Genomic DNA, 18242 nt, shown 5'->3' on the forward strand with positions numbered 1-18242 from the left:
CGCCGGCTTTTTCATCAACTCAGGTTCAATCCAGGGTCGAACCGCTCACCGGCACGCCCCGCTCCGGGAAGAACAGGCGTTGCAGCTCCAGACCAGGGCTTTCGGCCCGCATGAACGCCTCGCCCACCAGGAAGGAATACACATCGCTGATTTCCATCAGCTCGACATCGGCCCGATTGAGGATACCGCTCTCGGTGATTACCAGGCGATCGCGCGGAATACGCGGCAACAGATCGAGGGTAGTCTCCAGGCTGACATCAAAGGTGTGCAGGTTGCGATTGTTGATGCCGACCAGCGGCGTGTCGAGGGTTTTCAGGGCACGCTGCAGCTCGTCGCCGTCGTGTACCTCGACCAACACATCGAGCCCCACGCCTTTGGCTACCGCCGCCAACTCGGCCATCCGCGCATCGTCCAGCGCAGACACGATCAGCAGCACACAATCGGCGCCCAGGGCACGGGCTTCGACGATCTGGTAGGGATCGATCATGAAGTCCTTGCGAATCACCGGCAGCGAGCACGCGGCACGTGCCTGTTGCAGGTAGGCATCGGCACCCTGGAAATAATCGATGTCGGTGAGTACCGACAGGCAGGTCGCCCCGCCCTTTTCGTAGCTTTTGGCGATTTCCGCCGGCACGAAATGCTCACGGATCACGCCCTTGCTCGGCGAAGCCTTCTTGATTTCGGCAATCACCGCTGGCTGCTTGAGCTTGGCCTGGTCGAGCAATGCCTTGGCGAAGCCGCGCGGCGCATCCGCGGAGCGGGCCAGGACCTCGAGCTCGGCCAGACTGACCCGCGCGCGACGCTCAGCCACTTCCTCGACCTTGCGGGCGAGGATCTTTTCCAGAACCGTCGGCACACTCATCCTTCGTTCTCCTGCTTGAATACCGCGGTAAAGGCGCCCAGCTCCTCGAGTTTCTCGCGGGCCAACCCCGTGTGCAAAGCATCATGGGCCAGGGCCACGCCTTCTTTCAGGCTGCTGGCGTGATCCGCCGCATAGAGCGCGGCACCGGCATTGAGCACAATCATCTCCGCCGCCTTCTGCCCATGCTCGGTCTTGCGCCGCCCCAGGGCATCGCGAATCAGTTCGAGCGACGCCGCCGGACTTTCGACCACCAGGCCGAACAGACTCTGGCTCTTGATACCGAGGTCTTCAGGCTGGACCCAGTACTCAGTGATTTCATCGTTTTTCAGCTCAGCCACATAGGTCGGTGCCGCGAGGCTGAATTCGTCCAGGCCATCCTGCGAATGCACCACCAGCACATGCTTGCTGCCCAGACGTTGCAAAACCTCGGCCAATGGCCGGCACAACGCCTGGGTGAACACACCCACCACCTGATGTTTCACGCCGGCCGGATTCGTAAGCGGGCCAAGCATGTTGAACAGGGTGCGCAGGCCGAGATCGCGGCGCGGGCCGGCGGCGTACTTCATCGCCCCATGATGGGACTGGGCGAACATGAAGCCGATGCCGACGTTGTCGATGCAGCGAGCCACTTGTACCGGTGTCAGGTTCAGGTAGATGCCGGCGGCTTCGAGCAAGTCGGCACTGCCGCTCTTTCCGGACACCGCGCGGTTACCGTGCTTGGCCACCGTGCAACCGGCGGCTGCAACCACAAAGGACGACGCCGTGGACACGTTGAAGATGTTCGCTCCGTCACCGCCGGTGCCAACCACATCGACGACGCCGTCGAGGGTGTTCAGCTCGACCTTGTCCGCCAGCTCACGCATGACCGAAACGGCACCGACGATTTCGTCGATGCTTTCGCTTTTCATACGCATGGCCATCATGAAGGCGCCAATCTGTGCATCGGTACACTGGCCGGTCATGATTTCGCGCATGACGTCGCGCATTTCCTCGGTGCTCAGATCGAGATGGCCGACGATACGGCTCAGGGCAGTCTTGATATCCATGGAAAGTCCTTAGCGCGTGCCGCCGCTCTGTTTGAGGAAGTTGGCGAACAGCTCGTGGCCCTGCTCGGTGAGAATAGACTCGGGATGAAACTGCACACCCTCGATGTTCAGCGTCTTGTGGCGCAGCCCCATGATCTCGTCGACGGAGCCGTCTTCCAGCTGGGTCCAGGCGGTCAGCTCGAGGCAGTCTGGCAAGGTCTCGCGCTTGACCACCAGGGAGTGGTAACGGGTCACGGTCAGCGGATGGTTCAGGCCGGCGAATACGCCCTTGTCCTGGTGAAATACCGGGCTAGTCTTACCGTGCATCACCTGCCGCGCCCGCACCACGTCGCCGCCAAAGGCCTGGCCAATGGACTGGTGGCCCAGGCAGACGCCGAGGATCGGCAGCTTACCGGCGAAATGCTTGATTGCCTCGATAGACACACCGGCCTCGGTCGGCGTGCAAGGACCGGGCGACACGACGATCCGCTCAGGTTTGAGCGCTTCGATTTCAGCCACGGTCAGTTCGTCGTTGCGCACCACCTTGACCTCGGCACCCAGCTCGCCAAGGTATTGCACAACGTTATAGGTAAAGGAGTCGTAGTTATCGATCATCAGCAACATGGGGATTACAACCTCTTGAATTCACTGACTTTTAATACAGCCTTCAGTGGAATGCCCGCTGATACGCCCGCCGCAGGTTGCAATCACTCAACCCGCACAAGCGGAATCAAACAGGGCTAAAGAAGGCGAAACGGTACAGGTCCGGCCAAGCCGGCAGAGAACAGTCAGGCGCGCCAACGCCAACGGGCGTGGGCCTTAACAACTCGCATCAAGAGTTTGCTGACGATCAACACGGGGAAGGTCTCATTCATACGTTCAGGCACAGTAACTTAGCTGAGCAGAGCGTGCAATATGGCGCGGCCTGCGCCCGGATAAACAAGCGATGCGGCCTTTTGCCATAGCTGATGTACAAAAGTTTTTGGTACTGTCGTCTCGTTCAATACAAAAATAAATAAAACGGACTTCCTTATGCTCAGACAGAAATTGTTCGTCCCGCTTGCCAGCAGTCTCTTGTCCCTGGCCTGCGCCCAGGCAATCGCCGCGCCGTCCCCTTACTCCAGCTTTATCGTGTTTGGCGACAGCCTCAACGATGCCGGGCAATTTGCCGACCCCGGCGGCCCCGCCGGCGCAACCCAGCGCTTTACCAACCGTACGGGCCCGGTCTACCTGGATGGCAGCGGGGAAGTCCGCTCCGCCAACTCGACCCAGATCCTCGGCGGCAAGCTAGGGTTCTCCGCCGACCAGACCGCCGCCTCGACCTCCGCCACTCGCGCCAGCGAAGGCCTGCCCGATGGCAACAACTGGGCGGTCGGGGGGTATCGCACCGACCAGATCCTCGACTCGATCACCACCACCTCGACTGCCGGCGATCGCAGCCGCCCGGGTTATCTGGTGGCCAATAATTTGCGCGCCGACCCGAACGCCCTGTACTACCTGTCCGGCGGTGGCAACGACTTCCTCCAGGGCCGTGTTACCAGCCTCGACCAGGCCAGCGCCGCGGCCGGCCGCCTGGTCGACAGCGTGCAGACCCTGCAACAGGCGGGCGCCCGCTACATCATGGTCTGGCTGTTGCCGGATATCGGCCTGACCCCGGCGATCAACGGCAGCCCGCTTCAGGCGTTTACCTCCCAGCTCAGTGCTCAATTCAATACCGAGCTGGTGCGGCAACTGCAGACGGTCGATGCCGAGGTCATCCCCCTGAATATTCCCGTGCTCTTGAAGGAAGCCTTCGCCAACCCGGCGCAGTTTGGCCTCGCCACCGACCAGAACCTCACCGCCACCTGTTTCAGCGGCAGCGGCTGCACGGAAAACGCCCGTTACGGCATCAACAGCGCCACCCCCGACCCGACCAAGCTGATCTACAACGACTCGGTCCATCCGACCGAGGCGGGGCAGCGGCTGATCGCCGATTACGCCTATTCCCTATTGGCGGCGCCCTGGGAAATCACCCTGCTCCCGGAAATGGCCCACGGCACCCTGCGCGCGCATCAGGATGAATTGCGCAACCAGTGGCAAGCCGACTGGGAGAACTGGCAAGGCGTCGGCCAATGGCGGGCCATTGTCGCCGGCGGCGGCCAGCACCAGGACTTCGACAGCCAACGCAGCGGGGCCAGCGCCGACGGCAACGGCTTCAACCTGAATGTCGGCGGCAGCTACCGGCTCAACGAGGCCTGGCGCGTCGGCGTGCTGGCCGGCGCCTATCGGCAGAAGCTCGAGGCGGGCAACAACGACTCGGACTACAAACTCAACACCTACCTGGGCACCGCCTTCGTCCAGTACCAGCAAAACCGCTGGTGGGCCGACGCGGCAGCCACTGCCGGGCACCTGGACTACGACAACCTCAAGCGCAAGTTCGACCTGGGCGCCAACGAACGCGGGGAAAAAGGCGATACCAGCGGTGACGTCCTGGCCTTCAGCGCACGCGTGGGCTACGACATCGCCCAGCAGGCGAGCAGCCCCTGGCACTTGTCGCCGTTCGTCAGCGCCGACTATGCGCGGGTCAAGGTCGACGGCTACTCCGAGGATGGCAACGACGCCACCGCCCTGACCTACGATGACCAGAAGCGCAGCTCCCGGCGCCTGGGCATCGGCCTGCAGGGCAAGTACCAGATCACCCCGCAGACCCAAGTGTTCGGCGAAGTCGCCCACGAAAAGGAATACGAGGACGATACCCAGAAGCTGACCATGGCCCTCAACAGCCTGCCGGACAACCACTACACGCTGGAAGGCTACACCCCGCAAACCAACCTGAACCGCCTGAACCTCGGGGTCAGCCACAAGCTCACCCGGGATCTGGCGTTGCGTGCCAGCTACAACATCCGCAAGGACGACGACTTCACCCAACAGGGCATCAATGTCGGGGTCAGCCTCGACTTCTAGCATCGTCGGCAATAAAAAACGCTGCCTCCGCAAGGAGGCAGCGTTTTTTTACGGGCCGTTATCCGGGCTCAGCTGTCGGGGGCCTGCTCGGCCAAAGCCACCGCGCGGAACATGGCACGACGCTTGTTCAGGGTTTCTTCCCACTCCAGCGCCGGTACCGAGTCAGCGACGATGCCGCCACCGGCCTGCACATGCAGTTCGCCGTTCTTGATCACCGCCGTGCGAATGGCAATGGCCGTATCCATATTGCCGTTCCAGGCGAAGTAACCCACCGCCCCGCCGTATACGCCGCGCTTGACCGGTTCCAGCTCGTCGATGATTTCCATCGCGCGGATCTTCGGCGCGCCGGACAAGGTGCCCGCCGGCAGAATCGCCCGCAGCGCGTCCATCGCCGTCAGCCCAGCCTTCAGTTGACCCGTGACGTTGGAAACGATGTGCATCACGTTGGAATAACGCTCGATCACCATCTTCTCGGTGAGCTTCACCGAACCGATTTCGGAAACCCGGCCAGTGTCGTTGCGCCCCAGGTCGATCAACATCAGGTGCTCGGCGATTTCCTTGTCGTCGGACAGCAAGTCCTCTTCCAGCGCCCGGTCGGCTTCTTCGCTGGCGCCCCGCGGACGGGTGCCGGCAATCGGCCGCACGGTGATCAGGTTGTCTTCGACCCGTACCAGCACTTCCGGCGAACTGCCGACGACATGGAAGTCGCCGAAGTTGAAGAAGTACATGTAAGGCGTCGGATTGAAGCAACGCAACGCGCGATACAGGTCGATCGGCGCGGCCTTGAAGTCGATGGACATGCGCTGCGACGGCACCACCTGCATGCAGTCGCCCGCCAGGATGTACTCCTTGATGGTATCGACGGCACGCTCGTAGTCGGCCTGGGTGAAGCTGGAGCGGAACACCGGCTCGGCCGCCTGCTGCCGGCTGAAATCCAGGCCGCGACGCGGGGTGATCGGCTGGCGCAGCTTCTCCAGCAACGCCTGCAACTGCGCCTGGCCCTGCTCGAAGGCATTGTCCTGGGACGGGTCGGCCAGCACGATGGCGTGCATCTTGCCCGCGAGGTTATCGAACACCACCACTGCATCGGAGACCATCAGCAGAATGTCCGGTACGCCGATCGGGTCCGGGTTCGGGCATTTGCCCAGGCGCGGTTCCACGTAGCGCACACAGTCATAACCGAAGTAGCCGACCAGGCCGCCGTTGAAACGCGGCAAGCCGGCGATGGTCGGCACCTGGTAGCGGGCCTTGAAGGCTTCGACGAACGCCAGCGGATCAGCCACTTCATGGCTTTCGATCTCGACGCCGTCGTAGGTCACGCTGACCTGGTGGCCATGCACCCGCAACACAGTGCGGCACGGCAGGCCGATGATCGAATAACGCCCCCACTTCTCGCCGCCCTGCACCGACTCCAACAGGTAGGAGTTGGGCTGGTCGGCCAGTTTCAGGTAGATCGACAGCGGCGTGTCGAAGTCGGCCAGGGTTTCGCAGGCAAGCGGGATGCGGTTGTAGCCGGCAGCGGCCAAACGCAGGAATTCTTCGCGGATCATGATGTGCCTCGTGGCTTGAGGTTCTAACAGTCAGGTATGCAAACGCGCCGGAAGTCCGGCCAGGAACACGTCAGGCGCGCCAACGCCAACGGGCCAGGGCCTTGATGACTTTCATCCAGAGTTTGCGGGTGACCACCACGATGGCGTTTCCAGGAGGGGATTGAACAGCGTCGGGCAACGTTATCTCAGCGGCCGGATCCAGGCAACCGGGAATTAGCTGGCGCAGATCGTCGATCACCAGGGCCGGCAATTCCTCGGCGATCGGCCGTCCGTGGTTGTAGCCATAGCTCAAGGCCACGCACTTCACGCCCGCGGCTTTCGCCGCCTGCACGTCGCTGCGCGAGTCGCCGACGAACAGCGATTGCGAGGCCGGGATGCTGGCCATTTTCATGACGAAGAACAACGCGGCCGGGTCGGGCTTCTTCTGCGGTAGGGTATCGCCGCCGATGATCCAGCGGAAATACCGACCGATCTTCATCTGATCCAGCAGGGGCGCGACGAAGCGCTCCGGCTTGTTGGTGATCAGCGCCATTTCGACGCCCTGCTTTTGCAGCCATTTGAGGGTGTCACGCACGCCGGGGTAGACCACGGTCAGCTCGTGCCCGTCCTCATAAGCACTGTTGAACAGCTCCAGCGCATGTTCCGCCTCGACGTCGTCGACGCCCTGGGCGTCGATGTCGTTGGCCAGGGCACGGCGGACCAGCATTGGCGCGCCATTGCCGACCCACTCGCGCACGGCCTCGATGCCAGCGGCCGGACGCCCGAGCTTGCGCAACATCTCGTCCACGGCCGCCGCGAGGTCGGGAACCGAATCGATCAGCGTGCCATCCAGGTCGAACATCACCAGTCGCGGCAGGCGCCCCGGGAACAGCTGCTCGAAACCGCTCATGGACGAGCCAGGGCCAGTTCGGAGCGCATCTTCTCGATCACGTCCCGATAGTTCGGCGCGTTGAAGATCGCCGAACCCGCAACGAAGGTGTCGGCGCCCGCCGCGGCGATTTCGCGGATGTTGTTCACATTCACGCCGCCGTCGATTTCCAGGCGGATGTCACGACCGCAAGCGTCGATCAAGGCCCGGGCCTCGCGCAGCTTGTCGAGGGTGCCGGGGATGAATTTCTGCCCGCCAAAGCCCGGGTTGACGCTCATCAGCAGGATCATGTCGACCTTGTCCATGACGTACTTGAGCACATCCAGCGGGGTGGCCGGGTTGAACACCAGGCCGGCCTTGCAACCGCCTTCGCGGATCATTTGCAGGGAACGGTCAACGTGCAGGGTGGCTTCCGGGTGAAAGGTGATGTAGGTCGCTCCGGCCTCGATGAAGTCGCCGATGATGCGATCCACCGGGGACACCATCAGGTGGGCGTCGATCGGCGCGGTGATGCCGTACTTGCGCAGGGCGGCGCAGACCATCGGGCCGATGGTCAGGTTCGGCACGTAATGGTTGTCCATGACATCGAAGTGCACGATGTCGGCGCCAGCGGCGAGAACATTGTCCACTTCCTCGCCCAGGCGGGCGAAGTCGGCGGAGAGGATCGACGGAGCAATAGCGAAGGGCTGCATGACGCACCTTTTTTGAGCAGAATCACGGTGGCGCGCATTGTATACCTCATGCTTTGACGCGCGCACCGTGACCGCGATGATCAGTAAGCCGCGCGATAGATCTTCTCGATATCGCCAGGGCTCAACTTGCGTGGGTTGTTGCGCATCAGGCGCTCGATTCCCGCGGCTTCCACCGCCATGGACGGAATCGCCTCCTGCGGCACTCCGAAACTGCGCAGCCCCGACGGAATCTCCACCGCGGCGCAGAGCTGGGCCATGGCCTCGACGGCCTTGTCGGCCGCCTCGGCCGCACTCAGGTGAGCGGTCTTCACCCCCATGGCCTCGGCGATATCCTGCATGCGCTCGACACAGGCCATCTTGTTCCAGGTCATGACATGGGGCAGCAACAAGGCATTGCTGACACCGTGGCCGATATTGAAACGCCCACCCAGCGGATAGGCCAGGGCGTGTACCGCGCCGACCCCGGCATTACCGAAGGCCATGCCGGCCATCAGACTGGCGGTGGCCATGTCTTCGCGGGCCTGCAAGTGGGCAGGGTTGGCATACGCCTTGGGCAGCGCCTGGACGATCAGCCGGATCGCGCCAATGGCCAGGGAGTCGGTAATAGGCGAGGCGTTCAGCGACAGGTAGGACTCGATGGCGTGCGCCAAGGCATCGACCCCACTGGCCGCAGTAACACTTCGTGGACAGGTCAAGGTCATCTGCGGGCTGACCAGCGCCACATCCGGCAACAGGTAATCGCTGACGATACCCTTTTTCAACTGCGCGACCTTGTCCGAGAGAATCGCCACATTGGTGACTTCCGAACCGGTACCGGCCGTGGTGGGAATGGCGATCAACGGCGGTCCCTTGCGCGGCACCTGATCGATGCCGAACAGATCCTCCAGCGCGCCGTGATAACCGGCGTAGGCCGCAACGCTCTTGGCGATATCGATGGCACTGCCGCCGCCCAGGCCGATCAAGCCGTCGTGTCCGCCTTCGCGGTAGACCTGCATGCAGTCTTCGACGATGGCGATTTCCGGGTCGGGTTGCACCCGGTCGAAAATCTCGTAGTCGCGCCCCCCGAGCTGCACCAGCGCCAACTCCACGGTGCCGGACTTGACCAGCGCGGCATCGGTGACGATCAGTGGGTTATCGACATCCAGGCGGCTCAACTCGGCGGCCAGTTGCTCGATGGCGGCGGAGCCGGTGAGCAGTTTGTGGGCGATTTTGAAAGAGGAAAGACTCATGTGCGCGGCCTCTTGTACAGGTAGGAGCTGGCACAAGAGTAGCTGGGGATTCGCGGTTGTCTGCCATTCGGCGAATGAATGCCTGAATGAATCGCTCCCCCGGCGTGCGTGGGAGCAATTCGTCCGGGCCGATCAGACCTGGGCGGTGCGCAGTTTCTCGCTGCGCCCACGCAGCCATTCCAGGGTCAGCAGCAGAATCACCGAGAAGGCGATCAACAGCGTCGCCGCGGCGGCGATGGTCGGGCTGAGGTTTTCGCGGATGCCACTGAACATCTGCCGCGGCAGGGTGGCCTGCTCCGGGCCGGCGAGGAACAGCGTGACCACCACTTCGTCGAACGAAGTGGCGAAAGCGAACAGCGCACCGCTGATCACCCCCGGGGCGATCAACGGCAGGGTCACCCGACGAAATGCCATCAGCGGCGAAGCGCCCAGGCTGGCCGCGGCCCGTACCAGGTTATGGTTGAAGCCCTGCAGCGTGGCCGAAACCGTGATGATCACGAACGGCACGCCCAGCACGGCGTGGACGATAATCAGCGAGAAGAAGCTGTTGCCCATGCCCAGCGGGGCGAAGAACAGGTAACTGGCCACGCCGATGATCACCACGGGCACCACCATCGGCGAGATCACCAGGGCCATGACCAGCGCCTTGCCGGGGAAGTCGCCGCGGGTCAGGCCAATGGCCGCCAGCGTGCCGAAGACCATCGCCAGTACGGTGGCCGCCGGCGCGACGATGATGCTGTTCTTCAGCGCGCGCATCCATTCCGCCGAGGCGAAGAAGTCGTGATACCACTGCAACGAAAAGCCCTGCAGTGGGTACACCAGGAAACTGCCCGAGTTGAACGACAGCGGGACGATCACCAGCACCGGCAAGATCAGGAACAACAGAATCAAGCCGCAGAGAATCCGCAAGCTGTAGAACCAGACCCGCTCGACGGGCGACATGTAGGGGCTCAGCATTTCGTTCTCTCCTTAGCTCAGGCGCAGGCGGCTGGCGCCCACCAACCAGCTGTAAATCAGGTACAGCACCACGGTCGCCAACAGCAGCAGGCCGCCCAGAGCGGTGGCCATGCCCCAGTTGATGCTGGTGTTGGTGTAGAAGGCGACGAAGTAGCTGACCATCTGGTCGTTCGGGCTGCCCAGCAGGGCCGGGGTGATGTAGTAGCCAATGGCGAGGATGAACACCAGCAGGCAACCGGCGCCGACGCCGGCGTAAGTCTGCGGGAAATACACCCGCCAGAAGCTGGCGAACGGATGGCAGCCCAGGGAAATCGCCGCGCGCATATAGGTCGGCGAGATGCCTTTCATCACGCTGTAGATCGGCAGGATCATGAACGGCAGCAGGATGTGCACCATGGAGATGTAGACCCCGGTGCGGTTGAACACCAGCTCCAGCGGTTTGTCGAGCACGCCCATGGCCATCAGCGCGCTGTTGATCAGGCCACCCGATTGCAACAGCACGATCCAGGCGGCCACGCGCACCAGGATCGAGGTCCAGAACGGCAGCAGCACCAGGATCATCAACAGGTTGCTCTGGCGCGCCGGCAGGTTGGCCAGCAGGTAGGCCAGGGGATAGGCCAGCAGCAGGCAGATACCGGTAATCACCAAGCCCATCCAGAAGGTGCGGGCGAAGATATCCAGGTAGATGGCCTGGTCGGGGGTCGCCGGAGCGACTTCGCCCAGATCGTCGATCCGGTGGTCGACCGCGGCCAACAGGTAAAACGGCGTCAGGCTGCTGGTATTGCGGCGTACCGCCTGCCAGTAGGCCGGGTCGCCCCAGCGCTCGTCGATGGCTTCCAGCGCTTCTTTATAAGAGGCAGGCTCGTCCTTGAAGGGCAAGGCACGAGCCGTTTTGGTCAGCAGGCTGCGATAGCCGGCCAACTCCATGTTCAACCGCTTGGACAGATCGCCCAGGGTCTGGTTTTTACGCGCGGTGGCCAGGTCTTCGCTCAGCGCCTTGTACACCGGCTCGGCGGGCAGGCCGCGTCCGTCCCAGCCGGCCACGGCAGCCACGGTGCGCGGCATGCCTTGCACCACCTCCGGGTTACCGACGCTCTTGTACAGCAGCGCCGCGATAGGCACGAGAAACACCAGCAGCAGGAACAGCACCAGAGGCGCGATCAACGCTTGCGCCTTCCAGCGGTTGACCCGCTCGGCGCGCGCCAGGCGCTGCTTGAGGCTGGGGCTGGTGACCTCGTTCAAGGGAACGGTAATGGCCATGACGAACTCCGGAAATCTTTAAACGGCAGCGACGTCACCCACAGGCGACGTCGCCAGTGCATGGCGCCTTACTTGGCCGCCCACGAGTTGAAACGCTGTTCCAACTGCTCACCGTTGTCAGCCCAGAAGCTGACGTCGATCTGCACCTGGTTGGCGATGTTTTCCGGGGTGGTCGGCATGTCCTTCAGGATGTCCTTGGCCAGCAGCGGGACGGCCTGGGTGTTGGCCGGACCGTAGGCGATGTTTTCCGAGTAGGTCTTCTGCTGCTGCGGCTGCACCGAGAAGGCGATGAATTTCTTCGCGGCTTCGGCGCGGGTCTTGTCCAGGCCCTTCGGAATGGCCCAGGCGTCGAAGTCGTAGATACCGCCGTTCCATACGACTTTCAGGTTGCTTTCTTTCTGCACCGCGGCGATCCGGCCGTTGTACGCCGAGCTCATGACCACGTCGCCGGAGGCCAGGTACTGCGGCGGCTGGGCGCCGGCTTCCCACCACTGGATGTTCGGCTTGAGCTCGTCGAGCTTCTTGAACGCACGGTCCTGGCCATCCTTGCCGGCCAGCACCTTGTACACGTCCTTGGGCGCCACGCCGTCGGCCATCAGGGCAAATTCCAGGGTGTACTTGGCGCCTTTGCGCAGGCCGCGCTTGCCCGGGAATTTCGTGGTGTCCCAGAAATCCGCCCAGCTGGTCGGCGCGCTTTTCAGCTTGTCGGCGTTATAGGCCAGGACGGTGGACCAGACGAAGAAACCCACGCCGCAAGGCTGGATCGCGCCCTTGACGTAATCCTCGGCCTTGCCGAACAGCGCAGGGTCGAGCTGCTCGAACATGTCTTCGTCGCAACCGCGAGACAGCTCCGGCGACTCGACTTCCACCAGGTCCCAGGACACGCTCTTGGTGTCGACCATGGCTTTGACCTTGGCCATCTCACCGTTGTATTCGCCGGCGACGATCTTGCCGTTGCCCGCGCTTTCCCACGGGGCATAGAAGGCTTTGACCTGAGCCGCCTTGTTCGCCCCGCCAAAGGACACCACGGTCAGGTCCGGGCCCGCCGCCATCGCATGCGTCGCGCCCATCAGGCCCAATGCCACAGCGATGGCGCCAAGGGGAGCGGTGAATTTCAGGGATCTCGACATTTATTGTTCTCTCCACGTGCAGGGTTGGTGAAGCAAGGGGGCGATCAATGCGCCTCTAGAAGTGGGTCGAGCGCGCGAACGTGCTCGACCTGCCAGCCAAGCGGAACCACATCGCCCACCGCCAGCTCCGGATCGAGCTCGGCAATCGGCTGTTTCACGAAGAAGTCGGTCTTGCCGCAGACTTCCAGGCGAACCCGGACGTGGTCGCCCAGATAGATGAATTCCGCCACCCTCCCTGAGAAGCGGTTGACACAGCTTTCGCTGGAACCGTTGAGGCTCACGCGCTCCGGACGAATCGACAGGGTCACCGGCTCGCCGGTCTTGCCGACATTGACCGCCAGTGCCTCGACCTTCTCGCCGCGCCCCAGCTCGACCACGCAGCGGTCGCCGGCCTGGCTGTGCAAGCGACCGTTGAGGCGGTTGTTCTCGCCGATGAAGTTGGCGACGAAGGTGTTCTTCGGTTCTTCGTAAAGGGTGCGAGGCGGGGCGATCTGCTGGATCTCGCCTTGGTGGAACACCGCGACCCGGTCGGACATGGTCAGGGCTTCGCCCTGGTCGTGGGTCACGTAGACCACGGTCACGCCGAGGCGCTGGTGCAGGTGCTTGATTTCCATCTGCATGTGTTCGCGCAGTTGTTTGTCCAGCGCGCCGAGGGGTTCGTCCATCAGCACCAGCTGCGGCTCGAACACCAACGCCCGGGCCAGGGCCACCCGCTGCTGCTGGCCGCCGGACAACTGCGCCGGATAACGCTGGGCGAAAGCATCGAGCTGGACCATGCTCAGCACGCGCTTGACCCGCTCGCTGATATCGGTCTTGCCCAAGCCCCGCACCGACAGCGGGAACGCCAGGTTCTCGGCCACGGTCATGTGCGGGAACAACGCATAGTTCTGGAACACCATACCGATATCGCGCTTGTGCGGCGGCACGTTGTTGATCGAACGCCCGGCCAGCTGGATTTCCCCGGCGGTCGGCGTCTCGAAGCCGGCCAGCATCATCAGGCTGGTGGTCTTGCCGGAGCCGGACGGCCCGAGCAGGGTCAGAAACTCGCCTTTGCGAATCTCCAGATTGAGGTCTTTGACGATCAGGTTTTCGCCGTCGTAGCTCTTTTGCACACCACGAAAGCTGACCAGTACATCACTCGCCCCAGCGCTTGAAACGACCTCGCTCATACCCACACCTTTTATTTTTTGACGGCTGTGGACTAAGCCTAGTGCAGGCCAAAAGCCGCGCAAATCGGGGGGTAGGAGAGATTGGCCTCAGCCGGATGGAAGGTTCTTTGTAGGGATTGCCCTACAAGGATGGCGCGATTGGATACGTCCTGCACGACCTCCAGCCCCCTCCCCGCCAAAGGCCTTTGCCGCCAGCCCCGCGCGTGACGCCGGCATGTCGCAAATGGATAAGTAGCGTTTCTGTAGCCGCTGCCGAAGGCTGCGCAAGGTCCGCAGGACCTCGACAGACTCAAGACCGCTGGCGCCCCTTCGGGTCAATCGCAGCCTGCAGCAGCGGCTACAGGTTCAGAGCAGCTTGTGCTCCATCGCGTACTTCACCAGCTCGGCCAGGGAAGTGATATTGAGCTTCTGCATCAACCGCGCCTTGTGGGTGCTGATGGTCTTGCTGCTCAAGGCCAACTGCTGGGCGATATCGTTGACGTTGGCGCCTTGGGCCAGGCGCTCGAACACGGAAAACTCGCGCTCCGACAGCAGGGAATGCAGCGGTCGGCTATCGGTCAGGCCAACCTCGAAAACCATACGGTCGGCCAGCTCCGGATCAATGTAGCGACCGCCCGCCGCGACCTTGCGGATCGCCGTCAGCAGCAGCGCCGGGTCGCTGTCCTTGGTGGCATAACCGGCCGCCCCCACTTTCAGCGCCCGGGCGGCCATCTGCGCTTCGTCGTGCATCGACAGCACCAGGATCGCCGGCGGATGGTTCAACGCGCGAATCCGCGGGATCGCCTCCAGGCCGTTGACCCCGGGCATGGAGATATCCAGCAGCACCACTTCGCACGGCACATGCCGCAGGGCTTCCAACAACTGCTCGCCGTTGCTCGCCTCCCCCGCCACCGTCAGGTCCTTGGCCAGGCCGATCAACTGCTTGATGCCTTCGCGGACGATGGTGTGGTCTTCGGCTACCAGTACACGGATCAAAGCTCGTACCTCTTCTTATTAGTGATGATGAGCGAGCGTATCGCGAGCAAGCTCGCTCCTACAGGTCCAGCGGGACAGTGACGCTCAGGGTCGTGCCCTCGCCCAACTGGCTGTCCAGCGTCAGGCTGCCGCCCATGATCAGCACCCGCTCGCGCATGCCCACCAGGCCGAAGGAAGTCGGCCGCCCGGCCTCGACCACAAACCCCCGGCCGTCGTCGCTGATGCTCATGCGCAGCTGGTCGCGCTCGAGGCTCAGGGTCAGCTCCACAGTATGCGCCTGGGCATGGCGCATCACATTGGTCAGGGCTTCCTGGAGGATGCGGAACAGACCGATGGCCTTGGCGTCGCTGAGCACCGGCAAGTTGTCCGGCACCTGCACCAGGCAGGGAATCTGCGTGCGCGCCTCGAAGCGCCGCGCCTGCCACTCGATGGCCGAGGCGATCCCGGCATCGAGGATCGGTGGGCGCAACGCCGTGGCCACATCGCGCACCAGCTGGAACAGTTGGGCGATCAGGCGCTTCATGCTGTTCAAGCGTTCGTGCAGCCCCGGGTCGAGCTGGGCATACGCCAGTTCGCACATCGAGGTTTCCAGTTTGAGCACCGTGAGCATCTGGCCCAGCTCGTCATGCACCTCACGGGCGATACGCGCCTTTTCCTCCTCGCGCACGCTTTCCAGGTGCGCCGACAGTTCGCGCAGTTGCTCTCGCGAGCTGGCCAGTTCCAGTTCGATGCGCTTGCTTTCGCTGATGTCCCAGACAATGCCGTCCCAGACATAGGCGCCGTCGTCGAGCTGGCGGGTGATGGCCTTGATCTCCGCCCAGCGCTGCTCGCCCTGCCGGGTCAGGATCCGCCCTTGCCAGGACCAGTCGCTGTCGGTGTCCAGGGCATGGTCCTGGGTCTGGTGATAGCTGGCCCGGTCGCCCGGGTGCACCAGGCTGCGCAGCCCGATGTCGCGGTGGCTGAGGATCGCCGGGGAATACCCCACCAGACTCTCGCTGCCTTCGCTGATGTAGGCGAAATCGATCTGCCCGGTCACCGGCGCCCGTTCCAGGCGGAACACCAGACCCGGCACATTGGCGGCTATCCCCTGCAACCGCGCCTCGCTTTCCTGCAAGGCGGCCAGGGCGCGGCGGCGCTCGGTGACGTCGTTCAGGTACACCACCAGGTACTCGCCGTCGCGAAAGCGCAGAAAACTCAACGACACATCCGTGGGCAGGATGCTGCCGTCGGCGCGTACGCACTGGGTTTCGAAACTGGGTGGCGCGTCCTCGTTGGCGCGGGCGCGCTTCCACAGGCTGAGCCAGCGGTCCATGTGCAGGTTGGGCTCGAAGTCGCTCAACGGCCGATCGATGATCGCCCCCGGCGCATAGCCCAGCATGCTCTCGGCCGCGCGGTTGGCGTAGCGCACATGGCTGTCCCAGTTGACCCAGAGAATCCCCACCGTGCTCTGGTCGATGGAAAACTGGGTCAGGCGCAAGGCTTCTTCGCTGGCCTCGCGCCGGGCCAGGTCCTCGCGGGTCGCCAGCAGGCGATGTTCGAGCGCCTGCTGCTGGCGCCGCTGCCAGATCACGATGGCCATGCAGGCCGACAGCAAGACGGCCAGCAGCAGGCTGAGGTTCTGCCAGAAACCGCGGGACTCGCTGAAACGCGGGTATTTGGGTTGCAGCCAGCGATTGTGCAACTGCTCCAGGTCCTTGGCGGCGATGCCGTGCAGGGCGCGCTGGACGATGTCCGCCAACTCCGGCCAGTCACGCCGGGTCGCCACCCGCAACAGTTGCGGCAGGCCGATATCGCCCACCACCGCGAGACCGGCGAACTCCGGCTCCGCCGACAGGCGACTGAGCTGCGCCTCGTCGATCACCGCGTAACGCGCCTGCTGGCTGAGCAGCAGCTGCAAGGCCTGGCGCTCCAGCGGTACGCCCTGCAGGTTGAGATTGGAGTAGGTCACGCGCAGGTGGTCGGCCACCGCGCTGGGCATGCGTACAGCCACGCGGGTCTGGCTATCGAGTTTTTCCAGCTCCACCGCGCCGGCGCCTTTCTGCTCGCCGACCACCAGTTGCGGCACGCGCATGTAAGGGTCGGAAAACTGCCAGAGCCGCAACCCGGCCGGGGTCTGGGTCAGTCCCGGGGCCATGTCGACCTCGCCGTCTCGCACCGCCGCATCCAACTGCGCCTGGTCGGCAAAGTTGCGCCAGACCAGCTCGACCTTCATCGCCTGGGCCAACCACTGCATCAGTTCGATATTGACCCCGGACAGCCGCTGCAGCCGCCGGTCGTACTGGGCATAGGGTGCCTGGAGCACCACGCCGACCCGCAGTTCCAGATGCTGCGCCAGCCACTGCTGCTGCGCGGTGCTCAACGGCGTCTGGGCGACATGCGGCGCCGGCGCCGCCCTGGCCATCAAGGGGAGACAGATACAGCCGATAACCAGCAGGCAGCGAAAACCCATCATCTGAAATCTCACACACTGACAAATACTGACCAACCCATTAGGCTGCCGGGATTACTTCTGGCCTGGAATAACCGATGCCCCTTGTCCACCGCTCGGCACTGCCCGCATTGTGCCTGTCGCTGATCCTGCCTTGTGCCTTTTCGGTCGAGGCCGCCGACCCCGCGCCCGCCCCGACGGAACCGGCCGCGGAAAAACCGGCCGAGCGCCAGCCGCTCCTTGAGCGTAGCCAGGAAGATGCCGCGGCTCTCGAACGCGTCCTGCCCTCTAGCGAACAACAATCCTTGCAGGCCGGCAGCGAGAATTTCCTGGCCCTGTGGAAACCGGCCAACACCAGCGACCCCAAGGGTGCGGTGATCATTGTCCCGGGTGCTGGCGAAAGCGCTGACTGGCCGCAGGCCGTCGGCCCTTTACGCAACCGATTGCCGGACGCCGACTGGGGCAGCCTGAGTCTGACCCTGCCCGACCTGCAGAGCGATGCGGCGCAACCGCGCATCGTCGAAGTCGAACCTGCGCCCGCCACCGCCGACACTAGCAGCAAAGATGCCGCCACCGCAGCGCCCAAACCGATTGAACAGGCCGCCGGCGGCGAAGCCGAGATTGCCGACCGAGCAGTCGCAGAGAGTAGCGAGGAACAGGCCAAGGCCGACGCCGAGCGAATCTTCGCGCGGATCGACGCCGCGCTGACCTATGCCGAGCAGCAAAATGCCCGCAGCATTGTCTTGCTGGGGCATGGCACTGGCGCCTATTGGGCGACGCGTTACTTGAGCGAGAAACAACCGCCACAGGTGCAGAAACTGGTGTTGGTGGCCGCCCAGACCCCGTCCATCGGCAAACCCGGACTGGCGGAGCTGGCGCCCGGCCTGAAACTGCCGATCGCCGATTTCTTCTACGGCGACAGTGCGCAGTCCCGTAAAAATGCGCTGGAGCGCCTGCAAGCAAGCAAACGCCTGAAGAACGCCAACTTCACGCAGATCTCGCTCAATGCATTGCCGGGAAACAACGCGGCTGAAAACGAGCAACTGTTCAGACGTATACGCGGCTGGTTGAGCCCACAACCCGTGCAAGACTGAGCTCCGCCATGCTGGCCCCGCGCCTGTGCCTGACAGGGCGCGGGGCCAGCATGGACTCGC

General features: G+C 63.4%; 15 protein-coding genes. 2 read left to right on the plus strand and 13 right to left on the minus strand.

Translation table 11 applies throughout. From position 1 onward, the window contains the following. Window positions 1-25 precede the first annotated feature (25 nt). From trpC to BTN82_RS26890, 3 genes are read right to left on the minus strand one after another with little or no spacing between them, the layout of a single operon-like run. Window positions 26-862 (minus strand): indole-3-glycerol phosphate synthase TrpC, encoded by an 837-nt coding sequence (trpC, locus tag BTN82_RS26880; protein ID WP_075122058.1) that lies wholly within the window; start codon window positions 860-862, stop codon window positions 26-28. Continuing rightward, entirely contained in the window at window positions 859-1908 is a 1050-nt protein-coding gene (trpD, locus tag BTN82_RS26885) for an anthranilate phosphoribosyltransferase (protein ID WP_075122059.1), read from the minus strand. Before trpD ends, trpC begins: the two co-directional genes overlap by 4 nt. A gap of 9 nt (window positions 1909-1917) precedes the next feature. Beyond that, window positions 1918-2511: an aminodeoxychorismate/anthranilate synthase component II gene (locus BTN82_RS26890; protein WP_075122060.1), complete on the minus strand. Its 594-nt coding sequence runs from the start codon at window positions 2509-2511 to the stop codon at window positions 1918-1920. A 408-nt stretch (window positions 2512-2919) separates the two neighbouring features. Between BTN82_RS26890 and estP the strand changes: the two genes are divergently transcribed. Beyond that, complete coding sequence (gene estP, locus BTN82_RS26895) at window positions 2920-4830, plus strand: esterase EstP (RefSeq protein WP_075122061.1); 1911 nt, start codon at window positions 2920-2922, stop codon at window positions 4828-4830. A 68-nt stretch (window positions 4831-4898) separates the two neighbouring features. On the opposite strand, the gene trpE is transcribed toward estP, so the two are convergent. The 10 genes from trpE to BTN82_RS26945 form a co-directional block, all read right to left on the minus strand. After that, window positions 4899-6380, minus strand: a complete 1482-nt coding sequence (gene trpE, locus BTN82_RS26900; protein ID WP_075122062.1) for an anthranilate synthase component I — start codon at window positions 6378-6380, stop codon at window positions 4899-4901. A gap of 70 nt (window positions 6381-6450) precedes the next feature. Further along, window positions 6451-7269: a phosphoglycolate phosphatase gene (locus BTN82_RS26905; RefSeq protein WP_075122063.1), complete on the minus strand. Its 819-nt coding sequence runs from the start codon at window positions 7267-7269 to the stop codon at window positions 6451-6453. Beyond that, window positions 7266-7940, minus strand: coding sequence for a ribulose-phosphate 3-epimerase (gene rpe, locus BTN82_RS26910; RefSeq protein WP_075122064.1), 675 nt, complete (start codon window positions 7938-7940; stop codon window positions 7266-7268). The genes BTN82_RS26905 and rpe overlap by 4 nt, the downstream gene beginning before the upstream one ends. A gap of 80 nt (window positions 7941-8020) precedes the next feature. Then, window positions 8021-9169 carry an iron-containing alcohol dehydrogenase gene (locus BTN82_RS26915; RefSeq protein ID WP_075122065.1) on the minus strand — a complete coding sequence of 383 codons (1149 nt, stop codon included), beginning with the start codon at window positions 9167-9169 and terminating at the stop codon, window positions 8021-8023. 132 nt (window positions 9170-9301) lie between these two features. Then, window positions 9302-10126 (minus strand): ABC transporter permease, encoded by an 825-nt coding sequence (locus tag BTN82_RS26920; RefSeq protein WP_075122066.1) that lies wholly within the window; start codon window positions 10124-10126, stop codon window positions 9302-9304. Window positions 10127-10138: 12 nt separating this feature from the next. Then, window positions 10139-11386: an ABC transporter permease gene (locus tag BTN82_RS26925; protein ID WP_075122067.1), complete on the minus strand. Its 1248-nt coding sequence runs from the start codon at window positions 11384-11386 to the stop codon at window positions 10139-10141. 68 nt (window positions 11387-11454) lie between these two features. Next, the gene (locus BTN82_RS26930) at window positions 11455-12516 is read right to left on the minus strand and encodes an ABC transporter substrate-binding protein (protein ID WP_075122068.1); all 1062 of its coding nucleotides are present in this window, start codon (window positions 12514-12516) and stop codon (window positions 11455-11457) included. Window positions 12517-12560: 44 nt separating this feature from the next. After that, window positions 12561-13685, minus strand: a complete 1125-nt coding sequence (locus tag BTN82_RS26935; protein WP_075122069.1) for an ABC transporter ATP-binding protein — start codon at window positions 13683-13685, stop codon at window positions 12561-12563. 345 nt (window positions 13686-14030) lie between these two features. Continuing rightward, window positions 14031-14660: a response regulator transcription factor gene (locus BTN82_RS26940; RefSeq protein ID WP_075122070.1), complete on the minus strand. Its 630-nt coding sequence runs from the start codon at window positions 14658-14660 to the stop codon at window positions 14031-14033. Between the two features lie 58 nt (window positions 14661-14718). Continuing rightward, window positions 14719-17112: a PAS domain S-box protein gene (locus tag BTN82_RS26945; protein WP_075122071.1), complete on the minus strand. Its 2394-nt coding sequence runs from the start codon at window positions 17110-17112 to the stop codon at window positions 14719-14721. Between the two features lie 74 nt (window positions 17113-17186). Here BTN82_RS26945 and BTN82_RS26950 point away from each other — a divergent pair, with 74 nt between their 5' ends. After that, on the plus strand, window positions 17187-18182 hold the full coding sequence (locus BTN82_RS26950; protein WP_075122072.1) for an alpha/beta hydrolase family protein: 996 nt from the start codon (window positions 17187-17189) through the stop codon (window positions 18180-18182). Window positions 18183-18242: the final 60 nt, after the last annotated feature.

The sequence above is a fragment of the Pseudomonas chlororaphis genome (assembly GCF_001921865.1).
Classification (GTDB): domain Bacteria; phylum Pseudomonadota; class Gammaproteobacteria; order Pseudomonadales; family Pseudomonadaceae; genus Aquipseudomonas; species Aquipseudomonas chlororaphis_D.